Origin of the sequence: Riemerella anatipestifer ATCC 11845 = DSM 15868, from assembly GCF_000252855.1 — a bacterium.
In the GTDB taxonomy this organism is placed as follows: domain Bacteria; phylum Bacteroidota; class Bacteroidia; order Flavobacteriales; family Weeksellaceae; genus Riemerella; species Riemerella anatipestifera.
Genome location: NC_017045.1, coordinates 873,071 through 894,047, shown reverse-complemented (window position 1 = coordinate 894,047; position 20,977 = coordinate 873,071). Strand labels below are relative to the sequence as shown.

General features: G+C 35.6%; 21 protein-coding genes. 16 read left to right on the top strand and 5 right to left on the bottom strand.

Annotated elements, in window-relative coordinates; genetic code table 11:
• The first annotated feature begins 2 nt into the window (after positions 1–2).
• The 6 genes from RA0C_RS04370 to rpe all read left to right on the top strand — a co-directional run bounded on the left by RA0C_RS04370 (position 3) and on the right by rpe (position 4,525).
• Entirely contained in the window at positions 3–806 is an 804-nt protein-coding gene (locus tag RA0C_RS04370) for an SH3 domain-containing protein (RefSeq protein ID WP_004918423.1), read from the top strand.
• A 10-nt stretch (positions 807–816) separates the two neighbouring features.
• Positions 817–1,551, top strand: a complete 735-nt coding sequence (gene kdsB / locus RA0C_RS04365) for a 3-deoxy-manno-octulosonate cytidylyltransferase (RefSeq protein ID WP_004918424.1) — start codon at positions 817–819, stop codon at positions 1,549–1,551.
• A gap of 17 nt (positions 1,552–1,568) precedes the next feature.
• The gene (locus RA0C_RS04360) at positions 1,569–2,237 is read left to right on the top strand and encodes a LolA-like protein (protein ID WP_004918426.1); all 669 of its coding nucleotides are present in this window, start codon (positions 1,569–1,571) and stop codon (positions 2,235–2,237) included.
• Positions 2,238–2,256: 19 nt separating this feature from the next.
• On the top strand, positions 2,257–2,823 hold the full coding sequence (locus tag RA0C_RS04355; RefSeq protein WP_004918428.1) for a glutathione peroxidase: 567 nt from the start codon (positions 2,257–2,259) through the stop codon (positions 2,821–2,823).
• Positions 2,824–2,924: 101 nt separating this feature from the next.
• Positions 2,925–3,791, top strand: a complete 867-nt coding sequence (locus RA0C_RS04350; protein WP_004918429.1) for a sigma-70 family RNA polymerase sigma factor — start codon at positions 2,925–2,927, stop codon at positions 3,789–3,791.
• Between the two features lie 83 nt (positions 3,792–3,874).
• On the top strand, positions 3,875–4,525 hold the full coding sequence (gene rpe / locus RA0C_RS04345) for a ribulose-phosphate 3-epimerase (RefSeq protein WP_004918430.1): 651 nt from the start codon (positions 3,875–3,877) through the stop codon (positions 4,523–4,525).
• 63 nt (positions 4,526–4,588) lie between these two features.
• Here rpe and RA0C_RS04340 read toward each other — a convergent pair whose 3' ends face one another.
• Positions 4,589–5,782 (bottom strand): DUF937 domain-containing protein, encoded by a 1,194-nt coding sequence (locus RA0C_RS04340; RefSeq protein ID WP_004918432.1) that lies wholly within the window; start codon positions 5,780–5,782, stop codon positions 4,589–4,591.
• Positions 5,783–5,809: 27 nt separating this feature from the next.
• A complete protein-coding gene (gene proS, locus RA0C_RS04335) occupies positions 5,810–7,285 on the bottom strand; it encodes a proline--tRNA ligase (RefSeq protein ID WP_004918434.1) in 1,476 nt (491 codons plus the stop codon).
• Positions 7,286–7,448: 163 nt separating this feature from the next.
• Here proS and RA0C_RS10540 point away from each other — a divergent pair, with 163 nt between their 5' ends.
• The 10 genes from RA0C_RS10540 to RA0C_RS04290 all read left to right on the top strand — a co-directional run bounded on the left by RA0C_RS10540 (position 7,449) and on the right by RA0C_RS04290 (position 17,836).
• A complete protein-coding gene (locus RA0C_RS10540) occupies positions 7,449–7,898 on the top strand; it encodes a hypothetical protein (protein ID WP_014411256.1) in 450 nt (149 codons plus the stop codon).
• Positions 7,899–7,919: 21 nt separating this feature from the next.
• Positions 7,920–8,492 (top strand): hypothetical protein, encoded by a 573-nt coding sequence (locus RA0C_RS10535; RefSeq protein WP_014411255.1) that lies wholly within the window; start codon positions 7,920–7,922, stop codon positions 8,490–8,492.
• Positions 8,493–8,529: 37 nt separating this feature from the next.
• On the top strand, positions 8,530–9,969 hold the full coding sequence (locus RA0C_RS04325) for an OmpP1/FadL family transporter (protein ID WP_004918438.1): 1,440 nt from the start codon (positions 8,530–8,532) through the stop codon (positions 9,967–9,969).
• A gap of 118 nt (positions 9,970–10,087) precedes the next feature.
• Entirely contained in the window at positions 10,088–11,419 is a 1,332-nt protein-coding gene (locus RA0C_RS04320; protein ID WP_013446870.1) for an Nramp family divalent metal transporter, read from the top strand.
• An 86-nt stretch (positions 11,420–11,505) separates the two neighbouring features.
• Positions 11,506–12,057 (top strand): nucleotide exchange factor GrpE, encoded by a 552-nt coding sequence (locus tag RA0C_RS04315; protein WP_004918441.1) that lies wholly within the window; start codon positions 11,506–11,508, stop codon positions 12,055–12,057.
• Between the two features lie 50 nt (positions 12,058–12,107).
• The gene (gene dnaJ / locus RA0C_RS04310; protein ID WP_004918443.1) at positions 12,108–13,223 is read left to right on the top strand and encodes a molecular chaperone DnaJ; all 1,116 of its coding nucleotides are present in this window, start codon (positions 12,108–12,110) and stop codon (positions 13,221–13,223) included.
• Positions 13,224–13,334: 111 nt separating this feature from the next.
• On the top strand, positions 13,335–14,240 hold the full coding sequence (locus tag RA0C_RS04305) for an ABC transporter ATP-binding protein (RefSeq protein WP_004918446.1): 906 nt from the start codon (positions 13,335–13,337) through the stop codon (positions 14,238–14,240).
• A 6-nt stretch (positions 14,241–14,246) separates the two neighbouring features.
• The gene (locus RA0C_RS04300) at positions 14,247–15,545 is read left to right on the top strand and encodes an ABC transporter permease (protein ID WP_013446869.1); all 1,299 of its coding nucleotides are present in this window, start codon (positions 14,247–14,249) and stop codon (positions 15,543–15,545) included.
• A 157-nt stretch (positions 15,546–15,702) separates the two neighbouring features.
• Complete coding sequence (gene lpdA, locus RA0C_RS04295; protein WP_004918449.1) at positions 15,703–17,088, top strand: dihydrolipoyl dehydrogenase; 1,386 nt, start codon at positions 15,703–15,705, stop codon at positions 17,086–17,088.
• Between the two features lie 94 nt (positions 17,089–17,182).
• Positions 17,183–17,836, top strand: a complete 654-nt coding sequence (locus RA0C_RS04290; RefSeq protein ID WP_004918451.1) for a DUF2490 domain-containing protein — start codon at positions 17,183–17,185, stop codon at positions 17,834–17,836.
• A gap of 60 nt (positions 17,837–17,896) precedes the next feature.
• On the opposite strand, the gene fahA is transcribed toward RA0C_RS04290, so the two are convergent.
• From fahA to hppD, 3 genes are all read right to left on the bottom strand, one after another.
• The gene (fahA, locus tag RA0C_RS04285; RefSeq protein WP_004918453.1) at positions 17,897–19,147 is read right to left on the bottom strand and encodes a fumarylacetoacetase; all 1,251 of its coding nucleotides are present in this window, start codon (positions 19,145–19,147) and stop codon (positions 17,897–17,899) included.
• A 3-nt stretch (positions 19,148–19,150) separates the two neighbouring features.
• On the bottom strand, positions 19,151–19,621 hold the full coding sequence (locus tag RA0C_RS04280) for a hypothetical protein (RefSeq protein ID WP_004918454.1): 471 nt from the start codon (positions 19,619–19,621) through the stop codon (positions 19,151–19,153).
• 61 nt (positions 19,622–19,682) lie between these two features.
• On the bottom strand, positions 19,683–20,813 hold the full coding sequence (gene hppD, locus RA0C_RS04275; RefSeq protein WP_004918456.1) for a 4-hydroxyphenylpyruvate dioxygenase: 1,131 nt from the start codon (positions 20,811–20,813) through the stop codon (positions 19,683–19,685).
• Positions 20,814–20,977 lie beyond the last annotated feature (164 nt).

Here is a 20,977-nt window from a genome sequence, read left to right as displayed (position 1 = left end):
TAATGAAAAGCTTTTCTAGATTATTCTTACTGGTTTTCTTCAGTATAAGTTCTTTTCTTCTTGCTCAAGAAGAGCAATGGATATTTATGTTTGAAGAAAATAGCAGCCAAAAAGTTTTGATAGATAAGACCAATGTAAGGGCTGAACCTAATTTACAATCGCCTAAGGTAGATAGTTTAGATATAGGACAAGTGGTAAAAATTGTCCAAAAGACAGAGCAAGTATTGTCTTTGGGTAAACGCTCTGCAAGTTGGTATAGAATAAATTACATCAAAGAAGGCGAAACCAAGTCTGGGTATATTTGGGGAGCTAATTTAAGTTTAGGATATAGGTCTAGAGATGGTTATGATTTTCTTTTTGGAGCTTCTGCTACGGAGCAAGATGAGGTTAAACTAGATGTTGTGATGCTAAAGGATAAACAAAGCATACAAAAAGTTTCATTTAATGTAGGGACAGAAAGTTTGACTTCGGTAGCATTTAAATGGCAAGGAAACAAAGGGTTAGATGGAGTGTCAGATGTTCTGTTGGCGAGTGTTTCTGGAGAGGCGTGTGGTATTCCTAACTATGAGCAGTATATACTATTAAATGGAAGTAAAATGGTGGCGTTACCAATGCTGATATCTGTTGCTGATGCTGATGTTTTTTATCATTCAGAAGAGTATGTTTTTCCAAAAGATAAGGGAGGAGTTAAAGGTAAGATTATCATGAAAACTGAAGAGATGGAAAAAGATGAGAAGGATAAAGAGCATATTAGAAAATCCAAAAAAATCTATCTTTTCAAAGACGGAAATGTTTCTCAATTATAAATAAAAAAGAATGAAACAAAAAATAATTGCTGTAATTCCTGCTCGTTATCAAGCAAGTAGATTTCCTGGCAAGCTAATGGAATTGTTGGGAGATAAAACCGTTATTTCTACAACTTATCAAAATGTGGTGGAAACGGGGCTTTTTGACGAAGTTTTTGTAGCAACAGATTCCGAGGTTATTTTTAATGAAATTAAGGAAAACGGTGGAAAGGCAGTAATGACAGGTACACACGAAACGGGAAGTGATAGAATAGCCGAAGCCGTAAAAGATATTGAGTGTGATATTGTTGTAAATGTGCAAGGTGATGAGCCGTTTCTTAAAAAAGAACCTCTAAAACAATTGATTTCAATTTTTGATGAAGATAAGGATAAGAGTATTTCTCTGGCTTCGCTTAAAATAAAACTAGAACAGTGGGACGATATAGAAAATCCTAATAATGTAAAAGTAATTACGGATAATAATGGCTTTGCTCTTTATTTCAGTCGTTCCGTTGTTCCTTTTCCTAGAGAGAAAACAGATGATTTGCAATATTTTAAACATATTGGCGTTTATGCTTTTAGAAGGGAAGCGTTGCTAGAGTTTTCTAGTTTACCGATGAAGCCTTTGGAAATAGCAGAAAAAATAGAATGCATCAGATATTTGGAATATGGTATGAAAATTAAAATGATAGAAACTGATTTCGTTGGTGTGGGTATAGATGTTCCAGAAGATTTAGAAAAAGCGAAGCAATTGCTTAGACTTTAATATAAAAAAAGAAAATAATGATAAAGAAAATAGCATTAGTTGTATTATTAGCTTTAGCACAGGTTTTTTACACGCAAACAGCTAAAGAAATTATAGACAAAAATATAGAGCTAACAGGAGGGCTTACCAAGTGGAAGTTGCTAAATTCCATTATGTTACAAGGTAAAGTAGTATTGGGAATACAGGAGGAATATCCTATTAAAATTTATCAGCAGCGTCCTAATCTTACCAAAACATCTATCATTATCAATAATAAAGAGAGTGTCATAGAGGCTTATGATGGCAAAAAAGGCTATGCAATGAATTATGCCAACAATAAATTACAAGAATTTGAAAGCTACCAACCTCAAAGTTTTGATACTGATTTTATTGATTTTGAGGCTAAAGGATTCACAGCTGTGATTTTGGGTAAGGATAAAATAGGGGAAAGATTGTGCTATAAGGTAGAACTGACCAAAAATGTGAATAAAACTCTGTATTATTTTGATGCTGAAAACTATATGCTTCTCAAAGAGGTGAAGAAAGGAGAAACGCTTTTATATTCAGACTTTAAAAAGGTAAATGGGCTTACAATGCCTTTTAGAATAGAGGCTTCTACTCCTAAAAAAGAAGGAGATTATGTGATGTTACTTAATAAAATAGAAGTTAATAAAGTATTTCCTGAAAACACATTTAAAATTAAATAAATTTAACTAAAAAATTACAATGAAAAAACTCTTTATATTCATACTTTCCGCACTCGCTTTAGTGCAATGTTCTAGTAAAAAAAGAGAGGTTCAACAGGATACATCTAAGCTTTCTAAAAGTATCTACGATTATAAAGTGGAAAGTTTAGACGGTGGAGAAATTAATTTTGCGGATTTCAAAGGCAAAAAAATACTTATTGTAAATACAGCGTCTGAGTGTGGTTTTACACCTCAGTATGAAGCCTTGGAAAAGCTCTATCAAAAATATAAAGATAGGCTAGTGGTAGTAGGCTTCCCTGCTAATAACTTTGGAGGACAAGAGCCAGGAACTAATACCGAGATTAAAACTTTTTGTCAAGTGAACTATGGAGTAACTTTTCCTATGGCAGCTAAGGTTTCTGTGAAAGGAGAAGATATAGCACCTATTTTTCAGTTTCTTACTAAAAAGGAATTAAACGGAGTTAAAGATACCACCATACTTTGGAATTTTACCAAATTTCTTCTAGACGAAAACGGAAAAATAATAGAAAGCTATCTAAGTACTACTAAGCCTGATAGCGAAGCGATTACAAAACATTTAAAATAAATAAAAAAGGAAAACTGAAAACTTTTTTCATTTTTAGTGTAACCTTTTTAGTGGTATAGTCGTACACTATACCGTAACTCTTTTTTTGAGCAAAAAATATTATGAGACAACTTAAAATTACCAAGCAGGTTACCAATAGGGAAACGGCATCATTAGATAAGTATTTGCAAGAGATAGGTAAAGTAGACCTAATTACTGCAGATGAGGAGGTAGAATTGGCACAAAAGATTCGTGCTGGGGATAAGGTTGCTTTAGAAAAGCTAATCAAAGCCAACCTTCGTTTCGTAGTTTCTGTGTCTAAACAATATCAAAATCAAGGCTTGTCATTACCAGATTTAATCAACGAAGGTAATTTAGGATTGATGAAAGCCGCTAAAAGATATGACGAAACGAGAGGTTTCAAATTTATATCTTATGCGGTGTGGTGGATTAGACAATCTATCTTACAGGCTTTAGCAGAGCAGTCTAGAATCGTTCGTTTACCATTGAACAAGATTGGGTCAATCAATAAAATTAACAAAGCATACGCTCATTTAGAGCAAGAGAATGAAAGACCGCCTTCACCAGAAGAATTAGCTGAAGTTCTAGATATGAGTGAGGAGGATATTAAAGAGTCTATGAAAAACAGCGGAAGACACCTTTCTATGGACGCTCCGCTGGTAGAAGGAGAAGACTCTAACCTTTACGATGTTCTTCGTTCAGGGGAATCTCCTAGCCCAGACAAAGAGTTGATGCTAGAATCTTTACAAATAGAGATTGAAAGAGCATTACAAACACTTACGCCTAGAGAAGCAGATTTAGTAAGGCTTTACTTCGGGCTTAACGGCAAACACCCTATGACTTTAGAGGAAATAGGCGAAACTTTTGACCTTACGAGAGAGCGTGTTCGTCAGATTAAAGAAAAGGCTATCAAAAGGTTAAAACACAACTCAAGAAGTAAGATTTTGAAGTCTTATTTAGGAAAATAAAAACTATAAAAGGATAATGCATTGTTAGCGTTATCCTTTTTTGTTGTAAATAATTAAATACCAATTAATTTTAAAATTTAGAAATGAAAACAAAACTAATTGCTCCATCTTTACTTTCCGCTGACTTTGGTAACCTCCAAAGAGATATAGAAATGCTTAACCGTAGCCAAGCCGATTGGTTTCATGTAGATGTGATGGATGGTAGGTTTGTGCCTAATATATCTTTCGGTTTCCCTATAATGAAAACGATAAAGGAGCACGCTAGAAAGTTTGTAGATGTGCATCTTATGATTGTAGAGCCAGAGAAATATGTGGAAGAATTTATTGATAACGGAGCTGATTTGGTCTCAGTGCATTATGAGGCGTGTACTCATCTACATCGAACAATTAAACTAATACAAAGTAAGGGAGCTAAAGCAGGAGTGGTGCTTAATCCATCTACACCTGTAAGCGTATTAGAGGATATTATAGGAGAGATAGATTTGGTATTGCTGATGAGTGTTAATCCTGGGTTTGGTGGACAGAAATTTATAGAAAATACCTACAAAAAAATAAAGCAAACTAAAGATTTAATTTTAGACCAAAATGCTACAGCTTTAATTCAAATAGATGGTGGAGTAAATACAGATAATGCTTCTAAGTTGTTTGAGGTAGGCGCTGATGTTCTTGTTGCAGGAAATGCAGTCTTCTCTGCAGAAAATCCAGAAAGTGTAATAGAACTTCTTAAAAGTTAAGGAGTAGTTTTAGTTTAAAATGAAAAAGCCGCTTCAAAATTGATTGAAACGGCTTTTTTAGATTTATTTTGAGTTTACAGAATCTATATTTTGTTGAGCGTTAGCGTTATTTATAGAGTCTATTTTTTCAACAGGGACTTCTCTAGGAGTCGCCTCTTGGTTACTTTTGTTAATTTGTTTCCAAACAAACCACCCCATAAGCAGAAGAAGGATTAGCGGGAGAAGCCATTTCCATACAGAAACTTCTTTAACATCTTCCCCTGTCTTTTCTTCTACCTTTTCTTTCAAGTCATCTAATTTGTTAGAAGCACTTTCTTTGAAATCAGAAAACCCTTTTTTAATTGAATCTGAAGTCTCAGATAACTTTTCAGAAGCATTGTCTTTAAACTGTGCAAGTTTTTCTTTAGACTCATCTAACTTTTCAGATAAATCATCTTTCAAGTCTGAAACCTTATCTTTAATCATATCCGAAGTTTCAGATAATTTTTCAGAAGCATTATCTTTAAGCTGAGAAAGTTTCTCTTTAGATTCATCTAGCTTTTCAGATAAATCCTCCTTAAGGTCTGAAACCTTGTCTTTAATCATATTTGAAGTTTCAGACAACTTTTCAGCAGTATTATCTTTCAGCTGAGAGAGCTTTTCTTTAGACTCGTCTAATTTTTCAGAAAATCCATCTTTAATGTCCGAAACTTTATCTTGAATATTTTCAGTTAAGGTAGCTTTAGTCTCTTCTGTTTTGCTGTCTAGATTTCCAAGTCCTATAGCTCCCAATGAGAAACCTGCAGGAATAAGGTTAGAAATATTAGTTTTCTCTTTATTTAAAAGAGTTTCAAGTCCGTTACTGTCTAAATTTTGGTCTTTAGCATATCTTCCTATGGTTGCTAAAGATGTTAGTGAGGTAAAGCCTAAAAGGGCATCGGCAGAAGACTCTTTAATTCCTGCAAAGGAGGAAATTCCAGAAGTAATACTTTTTATTTTATCTCCAAAAACCATGGTTAGTAATTTGCTAAGTAGCTCGTTGGCAAAAGAACTTTCTTGGCTTAGTTTAGATAAAGTGTTAGTATCTGCTAATTGTGTAATTTCTTGTAAAAGAGACGATTTGTCGGACTGAGACACAATTCCACCTAATACAGTTGGGATAAGTGCATTGGTAGCTTTAGAGACAGCTTCTTCTTTTTCGCCTAATTGAGAAGCCAGTTGGCTAGTGACACCGTGTCCGAATTGTCCTTTAATGAGCTCTATAATGTTGATTGACATAATTTTAAATTTTTAATGAGTTAATAATTAGTAGGCTTTAGCAAAAAGCACTCTTTGTTTAGATGGTTTTCCTGAAATCATAGAAACGCCCTCTTCTTTTTCTCCTTCTAGAGGAATACAACGGATAGTAGCTTTAGTTTCTTCTTTTATTCTTTCTTCTTCTTCTTCCGTTCCGTCCCAGTGTGCTAAAATAAAGCCTCCTTTGGTTTCTAAAACTTCTTTAAATTCTTCGTAAGAATCAACCTTAGTGATGTTTTCGTCTCTAAACTTAAGAGCTTTGTTATAAATAGCTTTTTGGATTTCTTCTAAAAGTTCTTGGATATAAACTTCTATATTATCCAAAGGTTTAACCTCTTTAGAAAGAGTATCTCTTCTAGCTATTTCTACGGTTTTGTTTTCTAAATCTCTTGCTCCCATTGCTATTCTTACAGGGACACCTTTCATCTCATATTCTGCGAATTTCCACCCTGGCTTATGGGTATCTCTGTTATCATATTTTACAGAAATGCCAAGGGCTTTTAGTTTAGATTGTAGTTCATAGGCTACTTCGTCTATTTGTTTAAGCTGTTCTTCGCCTTTAAATATAGGAACAATAACCACTTGTATAGGAGCTAAAGATGGCGGAAGTACCAAACCATTATCATCAGAATGAGACATAATCAAAGCACCCATAAGTCTTGTAGAAACGCCCCAAGAGGTTGCCCAAGCATACTCTATTTTGCCTTCTTTATTAGTGAATTTAACATCAAATGCTTCGGCAAAGTTTTGACCTAAAAAGTGAGAAGTTCCTGCTTGTAAAGCTTTTCCGTCTTGCATAAGAGCTTCTATACAGTAAGTTTCTTCTGCACCTGCAAATCTTTCACTAGGTGATTTTATGCCTCTTACCACAGGTACAGCCATAAATTTTTCAGCAAAATCAGCATAAACATTTAGCATTTGCTCTGTTTCTGCAATAGCTTCTTCTTTGGTAGCGTGGGCGGTATGACCTTCTTGCCATAAAAATTCGGCGGTTCTTAAGAAAAGTCTTGTTCTCATTTCCCATCTTACCACATTAGCCCATTGGTTGATGAGGATAGGTAAATCTCTGTAAGATTGCACCCAATTTTTATAAGTATTCCAAATAATAGCCTCAGAAGTTGGTCTTACAATAAGTTCTTCTTCTAATTTAGCCTCAGGATCCACCATAAGTTTTTGTGGATTTTCAGGGTCTGTTTTTAGACGGTAATGAGTTACTACAGCACATTCTTTGGCAAAACCTTCTGCATTTTTTTCCTCCGCTTCAAAAAGACTTTTAGGAACAAAAATAGGGAAGTAAGCATTTTCGTGACCAGTTTCTTTAAATTTTTTATCTAGTTCGTCACGCATTTTTTCCCAAATAGCATAGCCATAGGGCTTAATTACCATACAGCCTCTTACACCTGAGTTTTCGGCTAAATCTGCCTTCACTACCAACTCATTATACCACTTGCTATAGTCCTCACTTCTTGATGTTAATTTTGCCATAAATTTACTTTTAACTTTTATTTTATAATTTTGTAGGTGTATCTAGTTAAATGGTTAAATAACACCTAAGTTATGATTTGTAATTTGAGAGATTTTTTTGGTATAGTTTTAGCTATATCCACTTCAATTCAAGCACAAAGATAAATAAAACCTACATAAGATTATGAAAAAAATAGATTATAATTTCTTAAAAAGAAAATGGGCTGTTAGACTAGCATTAGCCACTTCTGTTAGTTTTTTGTTGACTTCTTGTGGAGCACAAATGGGAGGCTATACAGAGACTGATGGTGTTTACTATGATCCAAATAAAGATGTAATTCCGGAAGGGATAGTTGTGAATGACCGTAATAATGTAGGCGATTACTACGACTATAGTAATGATTATAGAGTGGTAGAAAACTCTAGACAATTACAGCAAAATCAAAATAACAAATATCAAGAATGGACGGATACTCCTGTACAATCCGATTCAGATTGGGGTGCTTTTGCAGGAGTTGAAAGACGCTATACTGGCTGGGGCTGGAATACGCCTTTCTGGGGAACAGGCTTTGGCTGGGATCCTTATTGGGGAGGTTTTGGCGGCTGGAATAGCTGGAATATGGGTTTTGGTTGAAGTTCAGGCTGGGGTTGGAATATGGGCTTCGGCATGGGCTGGGGATTAGGTTGGAACAGATGGGGTTGGGGAAATCCTTATTGGGGTGGAAGATTTGGTTGGAACCCTTACTGGGGAACAGGTTGGGGCAACCCATATTGGGGTGGCTATGGTGCATGGGGTAATCCTTATTGGGGAGTAGCTCCTCGTCAGTACAATTATAGAAGAAGTGGTGTAGACAGCATTACTAGATATAATAACGGAGGGTTTAATAACCCGGTTTATAGAAATCCAAATAGTAATAGTAATTCAGGAAGAAACTTTGGTGGATTTAGAGATTCAGGTTTTGGAAGAGGAGATAACAGGATTAACCGCAATAATAGTAATAATGGCTATTCAGTGCCTCAAACAAGAACATTAAGAAGATCTGAACCCAACTATAATTATCAGGATAGAGGAATGACTCCTCGCACACAATCTATACCAAGAAACGATGGATTTAGAAACAATTCTGGCTGGGGCGGAGGTTCCAATAGAAGTGGCGGTTTTGGTTCTGGTAGTTCAGGAGGTGGTATGAGATCAGGGGGAGGTTTTAGAACAGGTGGTTTTAGATAGTTTAATTTAATTGAATGTTAATAAATAAAATAAGATAATGAATAAGAAAATATTTTCAATATTAGGGCTGTCTGTTGGGGCTTTATTTTACTCTCAGGATGTGTCTGTAATCAGGAATACGGTAGATGTTTATTCTGATACACAACCTAATGGTTCTGCAAAATATATGGGTATGGCAGGAGCAATGGGAGCAATGGGAGGAGATGCTTCCTCTATAAATGTTAATCCTGCAGGTATAGCTGTTAATATTGTAGGTGAATTTTCTGGAACGCTTAATGCTTTGGGAAATAAAAATACTTCAACTTTGGCAAATAAATCTTATGATGAGGTTTATAAGAAAGCTAATTTAGGACATTTAGGAGGTGTTGTTGTAATGCAAACTAGTAATAATTCTAAATGGAAGTTTATTAACCTAGGGTTTAATTATAGTGCTAAGGATATTGATAGCTATATCAGAACTCCTGAAAATCACACTATAAATGAGGCTGTAAATTATACAGATGAAAAAGGTAATAAACAAACAGATATGTTACTCTATGATGGGCATGCTTATAATAGAGTAGGGCACACTTCAAAATTATCCTTCGCATTTGGTGGAAATTACGACCATAAATGGTATGTAGGTGGTGGAGTGCACTTCCATTCGGCAAATATAGAGCAAGGCGATTTTTTTAGAATGCAATCTCAAACGGCAGGTACTAAGGGGCTTTACCAAAAACAAGAAACTCCTTTTCAAGAATCTTCAGATGGGGTGGCTATCTCTGCGGGGGTTATTGGTAAAATAGATAAAAACTTCCGTGTAGGTTTAGCACTAGAGTCTCCTACTTGGTGGAATATAGAGAGGGCTTATAACTATTATGATATTGATAATAATGGGGTTGTAGTAACGGTACTAGCTAATGAGAATAGAAGATTGAGCACACCAATGAAGGCTACGCTGAGTGGTGCTTATATAGCTAACAAGAATTTTGCAGTAAATGTGGATTATACTTTAGGTGTTACAAAACCACAGTATAATGTTCAAGGAGAGGTAGAAAAGCAGCTGAATGAGTTTTTTAGCAAAGTGTATTCTAACACTTCTGAGTTAAGATTGGGAGCGGAATATAGGTTAGATAACTGGAGATTTAGAGGAGGTTATGCTTATCAGTCTAACCCTTTTTATAGTTCATCTTTGAGTGTTATTGATCCAACAAGTAATTTATATTCAGATAGAAAATTTAACAACCTATACCTTTCTAATAGACAGACTTTTGGTATGGGACTAGGATATAATTTTAAGTCTTTCTATGTAGATGCAGCCTATCAGAATACAAGCTCTAAGTTTGCTAATCCATTTTATGCAGGAGATTATGCTTCTCCAATGGAAAATAGTGTGTTTAAAGAAGGACATATTGTAGATGAGCAGTATGATAGCATTGTTTCTGATGTTAAAACAGTGAGAAATAATTTTGTGTTTACAGTCGGTTGGAGATTTTAAAAAACTACATTTAAAATAGAAATAGAGAGGCTGCTTATTATTAAGTAGTCTCTTATTTTTTTGTAGAATTAGATATTTTTCATAATTTTGTTAGTCTTATCTAACTTTTGTTTGAGTGATGAAAAAATACTTCAAAGATAAAATGTGGAAAAAAGAGCGTTCTGGTAATTCTTTGTCAGAATCGTTTTCTAGTATTGAGGTACCTAAAGATGTAGGTTTTTGGAAGAAATTCTTAGCGTTTGTAGGTCCAGGGCTGATGGTAGCAGTGGGATATATGGACCCAGGCAATTGGGCGACAGGTATCGCAGGAGGTGCTAAGTTTGGATATACTTTACTATCGGTAATACTTATCTCTAATCTTTTTGCGATGTTATTACAGCATTTGTCTTTAAAGTTAGGTATCGTTGCCGAAAGAGATTTGGCTCAAGCCTGTAGAGATAGTTATTCTCGACCTGTTAATTTTCTACTTTGGATTTTTGCTGAAATAGCCATTGCGGCTACAGACCTTGCGGAGGTAATAGGGGCTGCCATAGCTCTTAATCTTTTGTTTGGGATACCACTTACCATTGGGATAGCCATTACGGTAGTAGATGTATTTGTTATTTTGATGCTTCAAGCCAAAGGTTTTAGATGGCTAGAAAGTGTCGTGGGTGGTCTGATAGCAATTATTTTCTTTTGTTTTTTATATGAAATAGTCGTAAGTAATCCTGAGTGGTTTCCTATTTTGAAAGGTTTAGTACCACAGAAAGAAATTGTATTTAATCCAAGTATGCTCTATATAGCAATAGGTATTTTAGGAGCTACTGTAATGCCTCATAACTTGTACTTGCATAGCAGTATTGTACAGACTAGAAACTATTCTAGAGATGATAAGGGGAAGAGGGAAGCTATTAAATTCGCTACTTTGGATAGTAATATTTCTTTGTTGTTAGCATTTTTAATCAATGCGGCTATACTTATTATTTCATCGGCGGCATTTCATCACACAGGCTATCAAGATGTTGCTGACATTACAGACGCTCATCAACTTTTGTCTCCAATTTTAGGAACGAGCCTCGCTAGTATTGTGTTTGCTATAGCTTTGTTGGCTTCTGGGCAAAACTCAACCCTTACAGGCACTTTGGCTGGGCAGATTGTAATGGAGGGTTTTCTCAATATTAAATTAAAACCTTGGTTAAGACGATTGATTACAAGATTGATAGCTGTAATACCAGCGTTGATAGTCGCTACTATCTATGGTGAAAAAGGAACTACTGACCTTTTAATATTAAGTCAAGTTATACTTTCCTTACAGTTGAGTTTTGCAGTAGTACCGCTGGTAATGCTAACTAATAATAAACTTAAGATGGGAGCATTTGCTAATCAAGGTTTTTTGAAATACACCGCTATTATCATTAGTTTTATCATTATTGTACTGAATATTTATTTGGTTTATACCGAAATGGGTTAGAGTAAGTTTCTTAGGTCTGTCAATTTGTCCTAAATCTTAATTTGGCAATATCTTTGACGATATCTGAGTAATAAAACCAAAAAAGAATGGAAGAGAATAAAGATTTGCACGAAGAAAAACTTAATGTTTCTGAAGAAAAACTAAACGAAGAAACTCAAAATATAAATACTGACACTGAAGAAAATCTGACAAAAGAACCTACAACAGAAGAACTTTTGGCAGAGGAGAAAGACCGTTACATTCGTCTATATGCTGAGTTTGAAAACTATAAAAAAAGAACTTCTAAAGAGCGAATGGAGTTTTTCCAATATGCTAATCAGGATATGATGGTGAGTATGCTCGCTATTTTAGATGATTTTGAAAGAGCCTTAAAAGAAATAGCAAAAACAGGTAAAGAAGAAGACTTAAAAGGAGTAGAACTTATCTATCAAAAATTCAAAAATAAACTGGTAGAAAAAGGATTAAAGCCTATAGAGGTAAATGCAGGAGACGACTTTAATGTAGATTTCCACGAAGCTATTACTCAAATACCAGCTCCTACCGAAGATTTAAAAGGCAAAATTGTAGATGTAATAGAGTCTGGATATATGCTGCACGATAGAGTCATTAGATTTACTAAAGTAGTTACAGGGCAATAAATCTTACATTATAAATGAAACTTTCATTTATTATAAAACTAAAATAAAGAATGTCAAAAAGAGATTACTACGAGATATTAGGGGTAGAAAAAAATGCAACGGCAGACGCTATTAAAAAAGCCTACCGAAGACAAGCACTTAAATATCACCCCGATAAAAATCCAGGAGATAAAGAGGCTGAGGAAAAATTTAAAGAAGCAGCGGAAGCCTACGAAGTTCTTAGCGATGAGAATAAAAGAGCTAGATATGACCAATATGGTCATGCGGGAGTAGGTGGTAGCGGAGGCTTCGGTGGTGGAGGCTTCGGTGGCGGTATGAATATGGAAGATATTTTCAGTCAGTTTGGAGATATCTTTGGAGGTCATTTTGGAGGTTTCGGCGGTGGAGCTAGGAGACAAGAGTCTAGAGGTACTAACCTTAGAGTTCGTATCAAGCTAAGCCTAGAGGAGATGATGAATGGAACACAGAAAACCATCAAAATCAAAAAAATGAAACTTGCCCCTGGGGTAACTTCTAAGACTTGTCCTACTTGTAACGGTAATGGTGTCCAAATGAAAGTGATGAACACAATGTTTGGACAAATGCAAACGCAAACCACTTGTGGGGCGTGTAATGGCATCGGTAAGGTAGCAGATAAAATACCAGCGGGAGCAAATGCTCAAGGGCTTATTAAGGCTGATGAAGAAGTGAGTATCAATATCCCTGCTGGAGCTAGAGATGGTATACAACTAAGTGTAAGAGGTAAAGGTAACGACGCACCTTTCGGCGGAACTTCAGGTGATTTACTTATGGTGGTGGAGGAAGAGGAAGATGCAAACATTAAAAGGGAAGGAGATAACCTTCATCAAGAGTTATATATTTCCTTCGCAGAAGCAGCATTAGGTACTTCTAAAGAAATCCCAATAGTAGGTGGTAAAGTTAAAATAAAAGTAGATGCAGGTACGCAATCGGGTAAGATTCTACGGCTTGCGGGTAAAGGGCTTCCTAGCATAGATAGCTATGGTAGGGGAGATATGTTTATACACATCAATGTATGGACGCCACAAAATCTTACAAAGGAACAAAAAGAATTTTTTGAAAAACAACTGAACAGTGGCGAAATGAAGGCCGAACCTTCAGGGAAGGAAAAGACATTCTTTGATAAAGTAAGAGATTTGTTTAACTAAAATTATAATAATGATAAAAAGAGACTTTTGAAGGTCTCTTTTTTTATGAGCGATTAGGATAATTGTAACAAAAACTCTTTTCTTTGTACTAACTAAAATAAAAACATAAAAATGCTTAGAGCAGAACATATTACAAAAACCTATGATGCAGGTAGAAAAGTGGCTTTGTCTGACTTTAGTATAGAAGTCCCTACAGGAAGTATCTACGGGCTGTTAGGACCTAATGGAGCAGGCAAGACTTCTTTTATTAGAATCATCAACCAGATTACTCAAGCGGATAGTGGTAAAGTTTTTATAGATAACGAAATTTTAAGCCCTCACCATATTAAGGCGATTGGTTATATGCCAGAGGAAAGAGGTCTTTATAAAAATATGACGGTGGGCGACCAAATTCTCTATTTTGGGGAGCTTAAAGGTATGTCTAAAAATGAGGCTCTTACTCAAGCTAAATATTGGTTTGAACGCCTAAATATAGACCAATGGTGGAAAAAGAAACTTTCTGAACTTTCCAAAGGTATGGCACAGAAAATACAGTTTGTGGTAACGGTATTGCACCGCCCTAAATTACTTATTTTAGACGAGCCTTTCTCTGGATTTGACCCTGTAAACGCTAATCTTATCAAAGACCAAATTATCAATCTTAAAAATAATGGGACAACCATCATACTTTCTACACATAGAATGGAAAGCGTGGAAGAAATGTGCGATTATGTAGCGTTGGTTAATCATTCAAAAAAAATCTTAGACGGAAAAGTATTTGAAGTAAGAGAGCGTTTTAAACAAAATGTTTACGAAGTTGTACTCGCTCACTCTAATTCTGAACTGTTGGAAAACTTTAAATCGGAATTTTCGCCTTCTGATTGGCAAGAAAAAGACGGACTTATTAGTTTCAATCTAAAATATCAAGGCGAACAAAATCAGCTGTTGTCAAAGCTAATGCCGTTAGGAAGCATTAGAAGTTTTAATGAGAAAATACCTAGTATGAACGAAGTGTTCATTACTGCTGTACAAAACTAATATCGTATGAAAAATATTATTATCATAACCAAAAGAGAATTTCTTACTCAGGTTAAAAAGAAATCTTTTATTATACTCACTTTGCTAGCCCCGATTTTAATGATAGTTTTCGGGGCTGTTATAGGATTGATGTTTAAAGCTAACGAAACGGAGTATCAGTTTTCTGTTATAGACAAAAGTGGCGTGTTTGAAAACCGAATGAAAGCTCCGCAAGATGTTTCTCTTGTGTATGCATCTCCTAACACCGAGGCATCTTTGAAGGAAGGATTAAAGACTTCTGAAGCTATTGATGGCGTGTTGATTATTCCTCCTATGCAAGGACAAGATTATGAAACTTTACAGAACCAAGTTCAGTTATTGGTAAACAAGAAAATAGGTTTTGATGTAAGGAAAGCCTTAGCGTCTTCTATGTCGGAAGTCATTAAGAAAGAAAAAATAAAAGCACTTGGAATCACCGAAACTCAAGTGAACGACTTAGATAAATCTTTTGAGCTTAAGACTACCAATGTTTTAGATAATCATAAGCAGGACGATAGCCTTGCGTTTGGTGTAAAATCTGGTTTGAGTATGCTACTGATGTACGCCACTTTTATGTTTATTTTAATTTATGGCGTAAGAGTGATGCGGAGTGTTTTGGAGGAAAAAAATAATCGTGTGGTAGAGATTATTATTTCTTCGGTTAAACCGTTTGATTTAATGATGGGTAAAATCTTAGGGGTTACTTTAGTGGCACTTACCCAATTTGTTATATGGATAGGTATGGCGGTAACAGCGGCAGTGTTTTTTAATCAAAGTTTTAGCCCAATGTCTACTGGAAACACTTTGGAACAAATGGAAAATATACAGGAGGTAGTGGCTCATATATCTCATACTTTGTTGGAACTCAATTATGGGCTTATTATTGGGGTGTTCCTTGTGTTTTTCCTTTTAGGTTATATTTTTTATAGTTCTATCTATGCTGCTATCGGTTCTGCGGTAGATAACGATACCGAAACTCAACAGTTTACTTTATTTGTAACCATTCCGTTGATGTTGGGGCTTTATGGTAGCATTTCTATTATGAATAATCCAGATGGACCTATGGGCTTTTGGCTTTCTATGATTCCGTTAACTTCTCCTGTAGCTATGATTGCAAGGATACCCTTTGGAGTGCCTATTTGGGAGTTGGTATTGTCGGTTGCGTTATTATTTATTACTACATTACTGATGGTCTTTATTGCTGCAAAAATATACCGTGTAGGCATACTAATGCACGGTAATAAAGCAACTCTAAAAGAACTTTGGAAGTGGATTAGACATTCGTAAGTATTGGGAGTAATTATTATAAAAAGCCGAGAGAATATTTTTTCTTTCGGCTTTTTGTTTAAAGTTAATATTTGAAATGAATGAGGTGTGGGAGTGTATTTTTTTAGAAATTTTAATATCAATAATTTTTTGTAAATTCGCACTAAATTTTTAATCAATGAATTACGATATTATAGTTATAGGAAGTGGTCCTGGTGGTTATGTAACAGCCATTAGAGCAGCACAGTTAGGTTTCAAAACAGCTATTGTAGAAAAGGAAAACTTAGGAGGTATCTGCCTTAACTGGGGTTGTATTCCTACAAAGGCATTATTGAAATCGGCACAAGTGTTTAAGTACATCAACCATGCAGAAGATTTCGGTCTTAATAAAGTAGAAGCAAGTTTTGAATTTCCTAATGTAATTCAGAGAAGCCGTGGGGTGGCGAGTAAGATGAGTAAAGGGATTGAGTTCCTTATGAAAAAGAATAAGATAGATGTTATCTTCGGTACCGCTAAAGTTCAAAAAGGTAAAAAAGTTTTAGTGGAAAAAGATGGTGCTACAAAAGAATATTCTGCTGAGCACATCATCTTGGCAACAGGGGCTCGTTCTAGAGAGCTTCCAAACCTTCCTCAAGACGGTAAAAAAGTAATAGGGTATAGACAAGCCCTTTCTTTACCAGAACAGCCTAAATCTATGATAGTCGTAGGTTCTGGGGCTATCGGAGTAGAGTTTGCATATTTCTACGCTACTATGGGGACTAAAGTAACTATTGTAGAGTTTATGCCAAACATCGTACCTGTGGAGGACGAGGAGGTTTCTAAACATTTAGAAAAATCTCTTAAGAAAGCAGGTATAGAGGTAATGACTAACGCTTCTGTAGAATCTGTGGATACTTCTGGTAACGGCGTTAAAGCTAATGTAAAAACAGCTAAAGGTAATGTAACATTAGAGGCTGATGTAGTGCTTTCAGCAGTTGGTATTACGGCTAATATTGAAAATATAGGACTAGAAGAAGTCGGAATTAAAACAGATAAAGGTAGAGTTTTAGTAAATGAATGGTATCAAACTTCAGTGCCAGGTTATTATGCGATAGGAGATATTATTCCTACTCAAGCCTTGGCTCATGTGGCTTCTGCGGAAGGAATTACTTGTGTGGAAAAAATTAAAGGGCTACATACAGAAACTATAGACTATGGTAATATTCCAGGGTGTACATATTGCCTTCCTGAAATAGCATCAGTGGGTCTTACCGAAAAACAAGCCAAAGAAAAAGGCTATGATATTAAGGTTGGGAAATTCCCATTCTCTGCTAGTGGAAAAGCGACTGCAAACGGAGATACAGATGGTTTTGTAAAAGTAATTTTTGATGCTAAATATGGTGAGTGGTTAGGTTGTCATATGATAGGTAATGGCGTTACCGAAATGATAGCAGAGGCAGTAGTTGCTAGAAAATTAGAAACTACAGGACACGAGATTTTGAAATCTGTTCACCCACACCCTACATTGTCAGAAGCAGTTATGGAAGCAGTAGCTGCGGCTTATGGGGAGGTAATACATATTTAATTATAGTAAACTTTAGTTATAAAATAATAGCACCTCCTAGATGTGATAAGTCTAGTGAGGTGTTTTGTTTTTGTATTATAACATAAATTTATAGATGAGAGCGATATTTATATTTATTCTTTTATTACCTATGGTTGCGTTTTCGCAAACCAATAATTTGGGGAATTGGTTTATCTATTTTGGAAATAAAAAGATTGATAATCGATGGAATTGGCATCACGAGGTGCAATATAGAAATTTTAATTTTATAGGAGATACAGAGCAGGTACTCATTAGAACAGGGCTTGGTTATAATCTTACCGAAAATAATAATAATATTTTGCTAGGTGCAGCATTCATTTACAGCGAACCTTATTTGGCAAACAGCGATACTAAGACTAGTTTTAACGAGCATCGTATTTATCAGCAGTTTATCACAAGGCAGACTTTTGGAGCGGTATCTTTGCAACACAGATATAGGTTTGAGCAACGTTTTTTTGAGAAAGATTTTAGGTTGAGGTTGCGTTATTTTATAGGTCTTAATGTAGCTCTGAACAAAAAGCAAATGATGGATAAAGCAGTCTATTTATCTGCTTATAATGAGATATTTATAAATACTGAAAACAATATATTTGATAGAAACAGGCTTTATGGTGGTTTAGGATATAGATTTTCTAAAAATGTGAGAACCGAAGTTGGGGTGATGAATCAGTCCACAAGTACTGTGTCTAGAAATCAATTAAATTTGATTACATTTTTTAACTTTTAATACCGTTCTTGTAAATAAAATTAAGCCGTTTCAAAAAACTTTGAAACGGCTTATTGTATTTTATAATTTAGCTGGTAACACTTTGGTTTTAACCTCACCAAAACCTACTCTAATATGTTCTTTTTGGGCGAAGCCTCTCATTGTGATGGTATCCCCATCTTCTATAAATTTTCTTTCGCTGCCGTCTGAAAGCGTTAAAGGATTTTGCCCTCTCCACGTAAGTTCTAGCATAGAACCAAAGCTACTCGGCTCTTTACCCGAAATAGTTCCCGATGCATACATATCTCCCACTTCTACATTACAACCATTGATGGTATGATGTGCCAACTGCTGAGCCATATTCCAATACATATACTTGAAATTAGACTGGCAGATAAGATTTTCCGCTCCATTTTCAGGGGTTAAATAAACCGCTAAAGCAATATCAAAGTTTTTATCGCCTTCAAACTTTAGGTAAGGTAATACCTCTGGTTCTTGCTTAGGAGATGTGGTTCTAAACGGCTCTAAAGCCTCTAACGTAACCACCCAAGGCGATATGGACGAACAGAAGTTTTTCCCTAAAAACGGGCCTAGCGGCACATACTCCCAACTCTGAATATCCCTAGCTGACCAGTCATTAAACAACACCATTCCGAAAATAGAATCCTCTGCTTCTTTGGTAGAAATGCTTTCGCCCATTTCTGTGTTTTTATTAACTATAAAAGCCATCTCTAACTCAAAATCTAACTGTTTAGACGCTCCAAATATCGGTTGGTTGGCGTCCGCAGGTTTCATTTGCCCTTTTGGTCTATGGAAATCCACTCCCGAAGTTACAATAGATGAAGCCCTGCCGTGATACCCTACTGGAATATGTTTCCAATTAGGTAAAAGGGCATTTTCTGGGTCGCGGAACATCTTTCCGACATTAGTAGCGTGTTCTATACTACTGTAAAAATCAGTATAGTTAGGGATATGCACTGGCATTAGCATTTCCACCTCGTCTAAATCATAAAAGCACTCTTCTATCACTTTTTCGTCTTTAGAAAGTTTAGAACCTTCTAAAAGTAATGCTTGTATTCTTTCTCTAACAACGGTAGTTACAGGTTTGCCTAGCTCTATAAAATCGTTTAGAGTATAGCCTTCAAAAACATTTTCGGTTAAGCCTTCTATATCGTCAAAGTAGCCATAATCGTAAAGTGAGGCTAGGTCTATTACCAAATCGCCTATTCTAGTAGCACAAGCAATATACTCGTGATTGAAAACCGCCACCCCAAACGGAATGTTATAAATGGAAAAATCGGACTGTTCGTTATAATTTACAAATGATTTCATAGTTTATTTTTTTACAGGTTGTTTTGTGATAGACTGTTCATCTATCCAGCGTTGTTTTGTGTTGATGTCTATTAGGTAGAGAATTTCTTTCTCTCTATTTAGCATTAGGGTTTTAGTAACCGCAATAGGTATCTTTTTTCCTTCTAATTTATCGGCTCTTATAGAAACAATGTTTTTCTTTCTAATAAAATCACCATCATACACTTTGGAAGAGGTTTTATTATCAGACTTGGCATCTAATAGTTCTATATAATTCACTTTATCATTGGTAAACACAATAAACTCTCGCTCTGTTCTGTCTTCAAAATCTTTTATAGAAACAAACTTTTTTCCGTCCAGACTTACTCCACTTAAATCTTGGTTAAAGCCTCTCCTTTCTTCTAAACGGTCTAAAATAGCGTTAAGTGTACCGAAGTTTTGTGCTTTAATACCGAAAGAGACTATAACAAAGCCTAATGCAATTATTTTTTTCATTATTTATATCATTTTAAAAAACACAGTACACAGATTAGTGTGTACTGTATTGATGTCTATTTTAGAGATTACCTCTTCTCGCTTGTTCTTTTTCTAAGGCTTCAAAAAGGGCTTTGAAATTACCTGCTCCAAAGCTCTGCGCTCCGTGTCTTTCAATAATTTCAAAGAAGAGTGTTGGTCGGTCTTCCACAGGTTTAGTAAATATTTGGAGAAGGTAGCCTTCCTCATCGTGGTCTATTAAGATGCCTAGTTCTTGTAATTTTTTAAGGTCTTCGTCTATATGCCCCACACGCTCTGGCACCATTTCGTAATAGGCATTTGGTGGTGCTGATAGAAACTCTACCCCTCTAGCTTTAAGTTCGGAAACGGTTTTTATAATATCTTTGGTAGCGACTGCAATATGTTGTACCCCTTCGCCTTCGTAGAAGTCTAGATATTCCTCTACTTGAGATTTCTTTTTACCCTCGGCTGGTTCGTTAATTGGGAATTTAGCATAGCCATTACCATTTGCCATTACTTTAGACATCAACGCTGAATATTCCGTATTGATTTGTTTGTCATCAAAACTAAGAATATTAACAAAGCCTAACACATCTTCGTACCACTTAACTACTGGAAGCATTCTGTTCCAATCTACATTTCCCACACAGTGGTCCACATAAAGTAAGCCTACATCTGAAGGGTTATAATCGCTTTCCCATTTTTCGTATCCTGGCATAAATGGACCTGTATAATTTTTCCTTTCCACGAACATATGCACCGTTTCCCCATAAGTATAGATGCCCGACATTCTTACTTCTCCAAACTCATCAGTAAGGGTAACCGGTTCTAGATATGGCTTGCCTCCTCTTTTGGTAGTTTCTTCAAATGCAGCGTAAGCGTCATCTACCCAAAGAGCTAGTACTTTAACCCCATCTCCGTGCTTTTTTTGATGTTCGCAGATAGGCGAGTTAGAATTTAACCCAGAAGTTAAAACCAATCTAATTTTTCCTTGTTGTAAGACATAAGAAGCTCTATCTCTTACGCCCGTTTCTGGTCCAGCATAAGCTACAGACTGAAACCCAAACGCTGTTTTGTAGAAGTGAGCAGCTTGTTTAGCATTACCTACATAAAGTTCTATGTAATCTGTCCCATTGATGGGTAAGAAATTTTGTGCTTTCGCTATTTTTTCAGCAAATGTTAGTTCCGACATATTTTTACTTTTTAGATTTTTAATTTCAATGAGCCAAGATACAATTTTTTGTTTATTAAATGGGTATGCTATTTCGTATAAATATGCAATGAGAGTTTAATATTTTGGTATGGCTAAAGTTATTTTCCATTTTAGCTTTCTTTCGTTCCTCGTAAAAAAAGCGT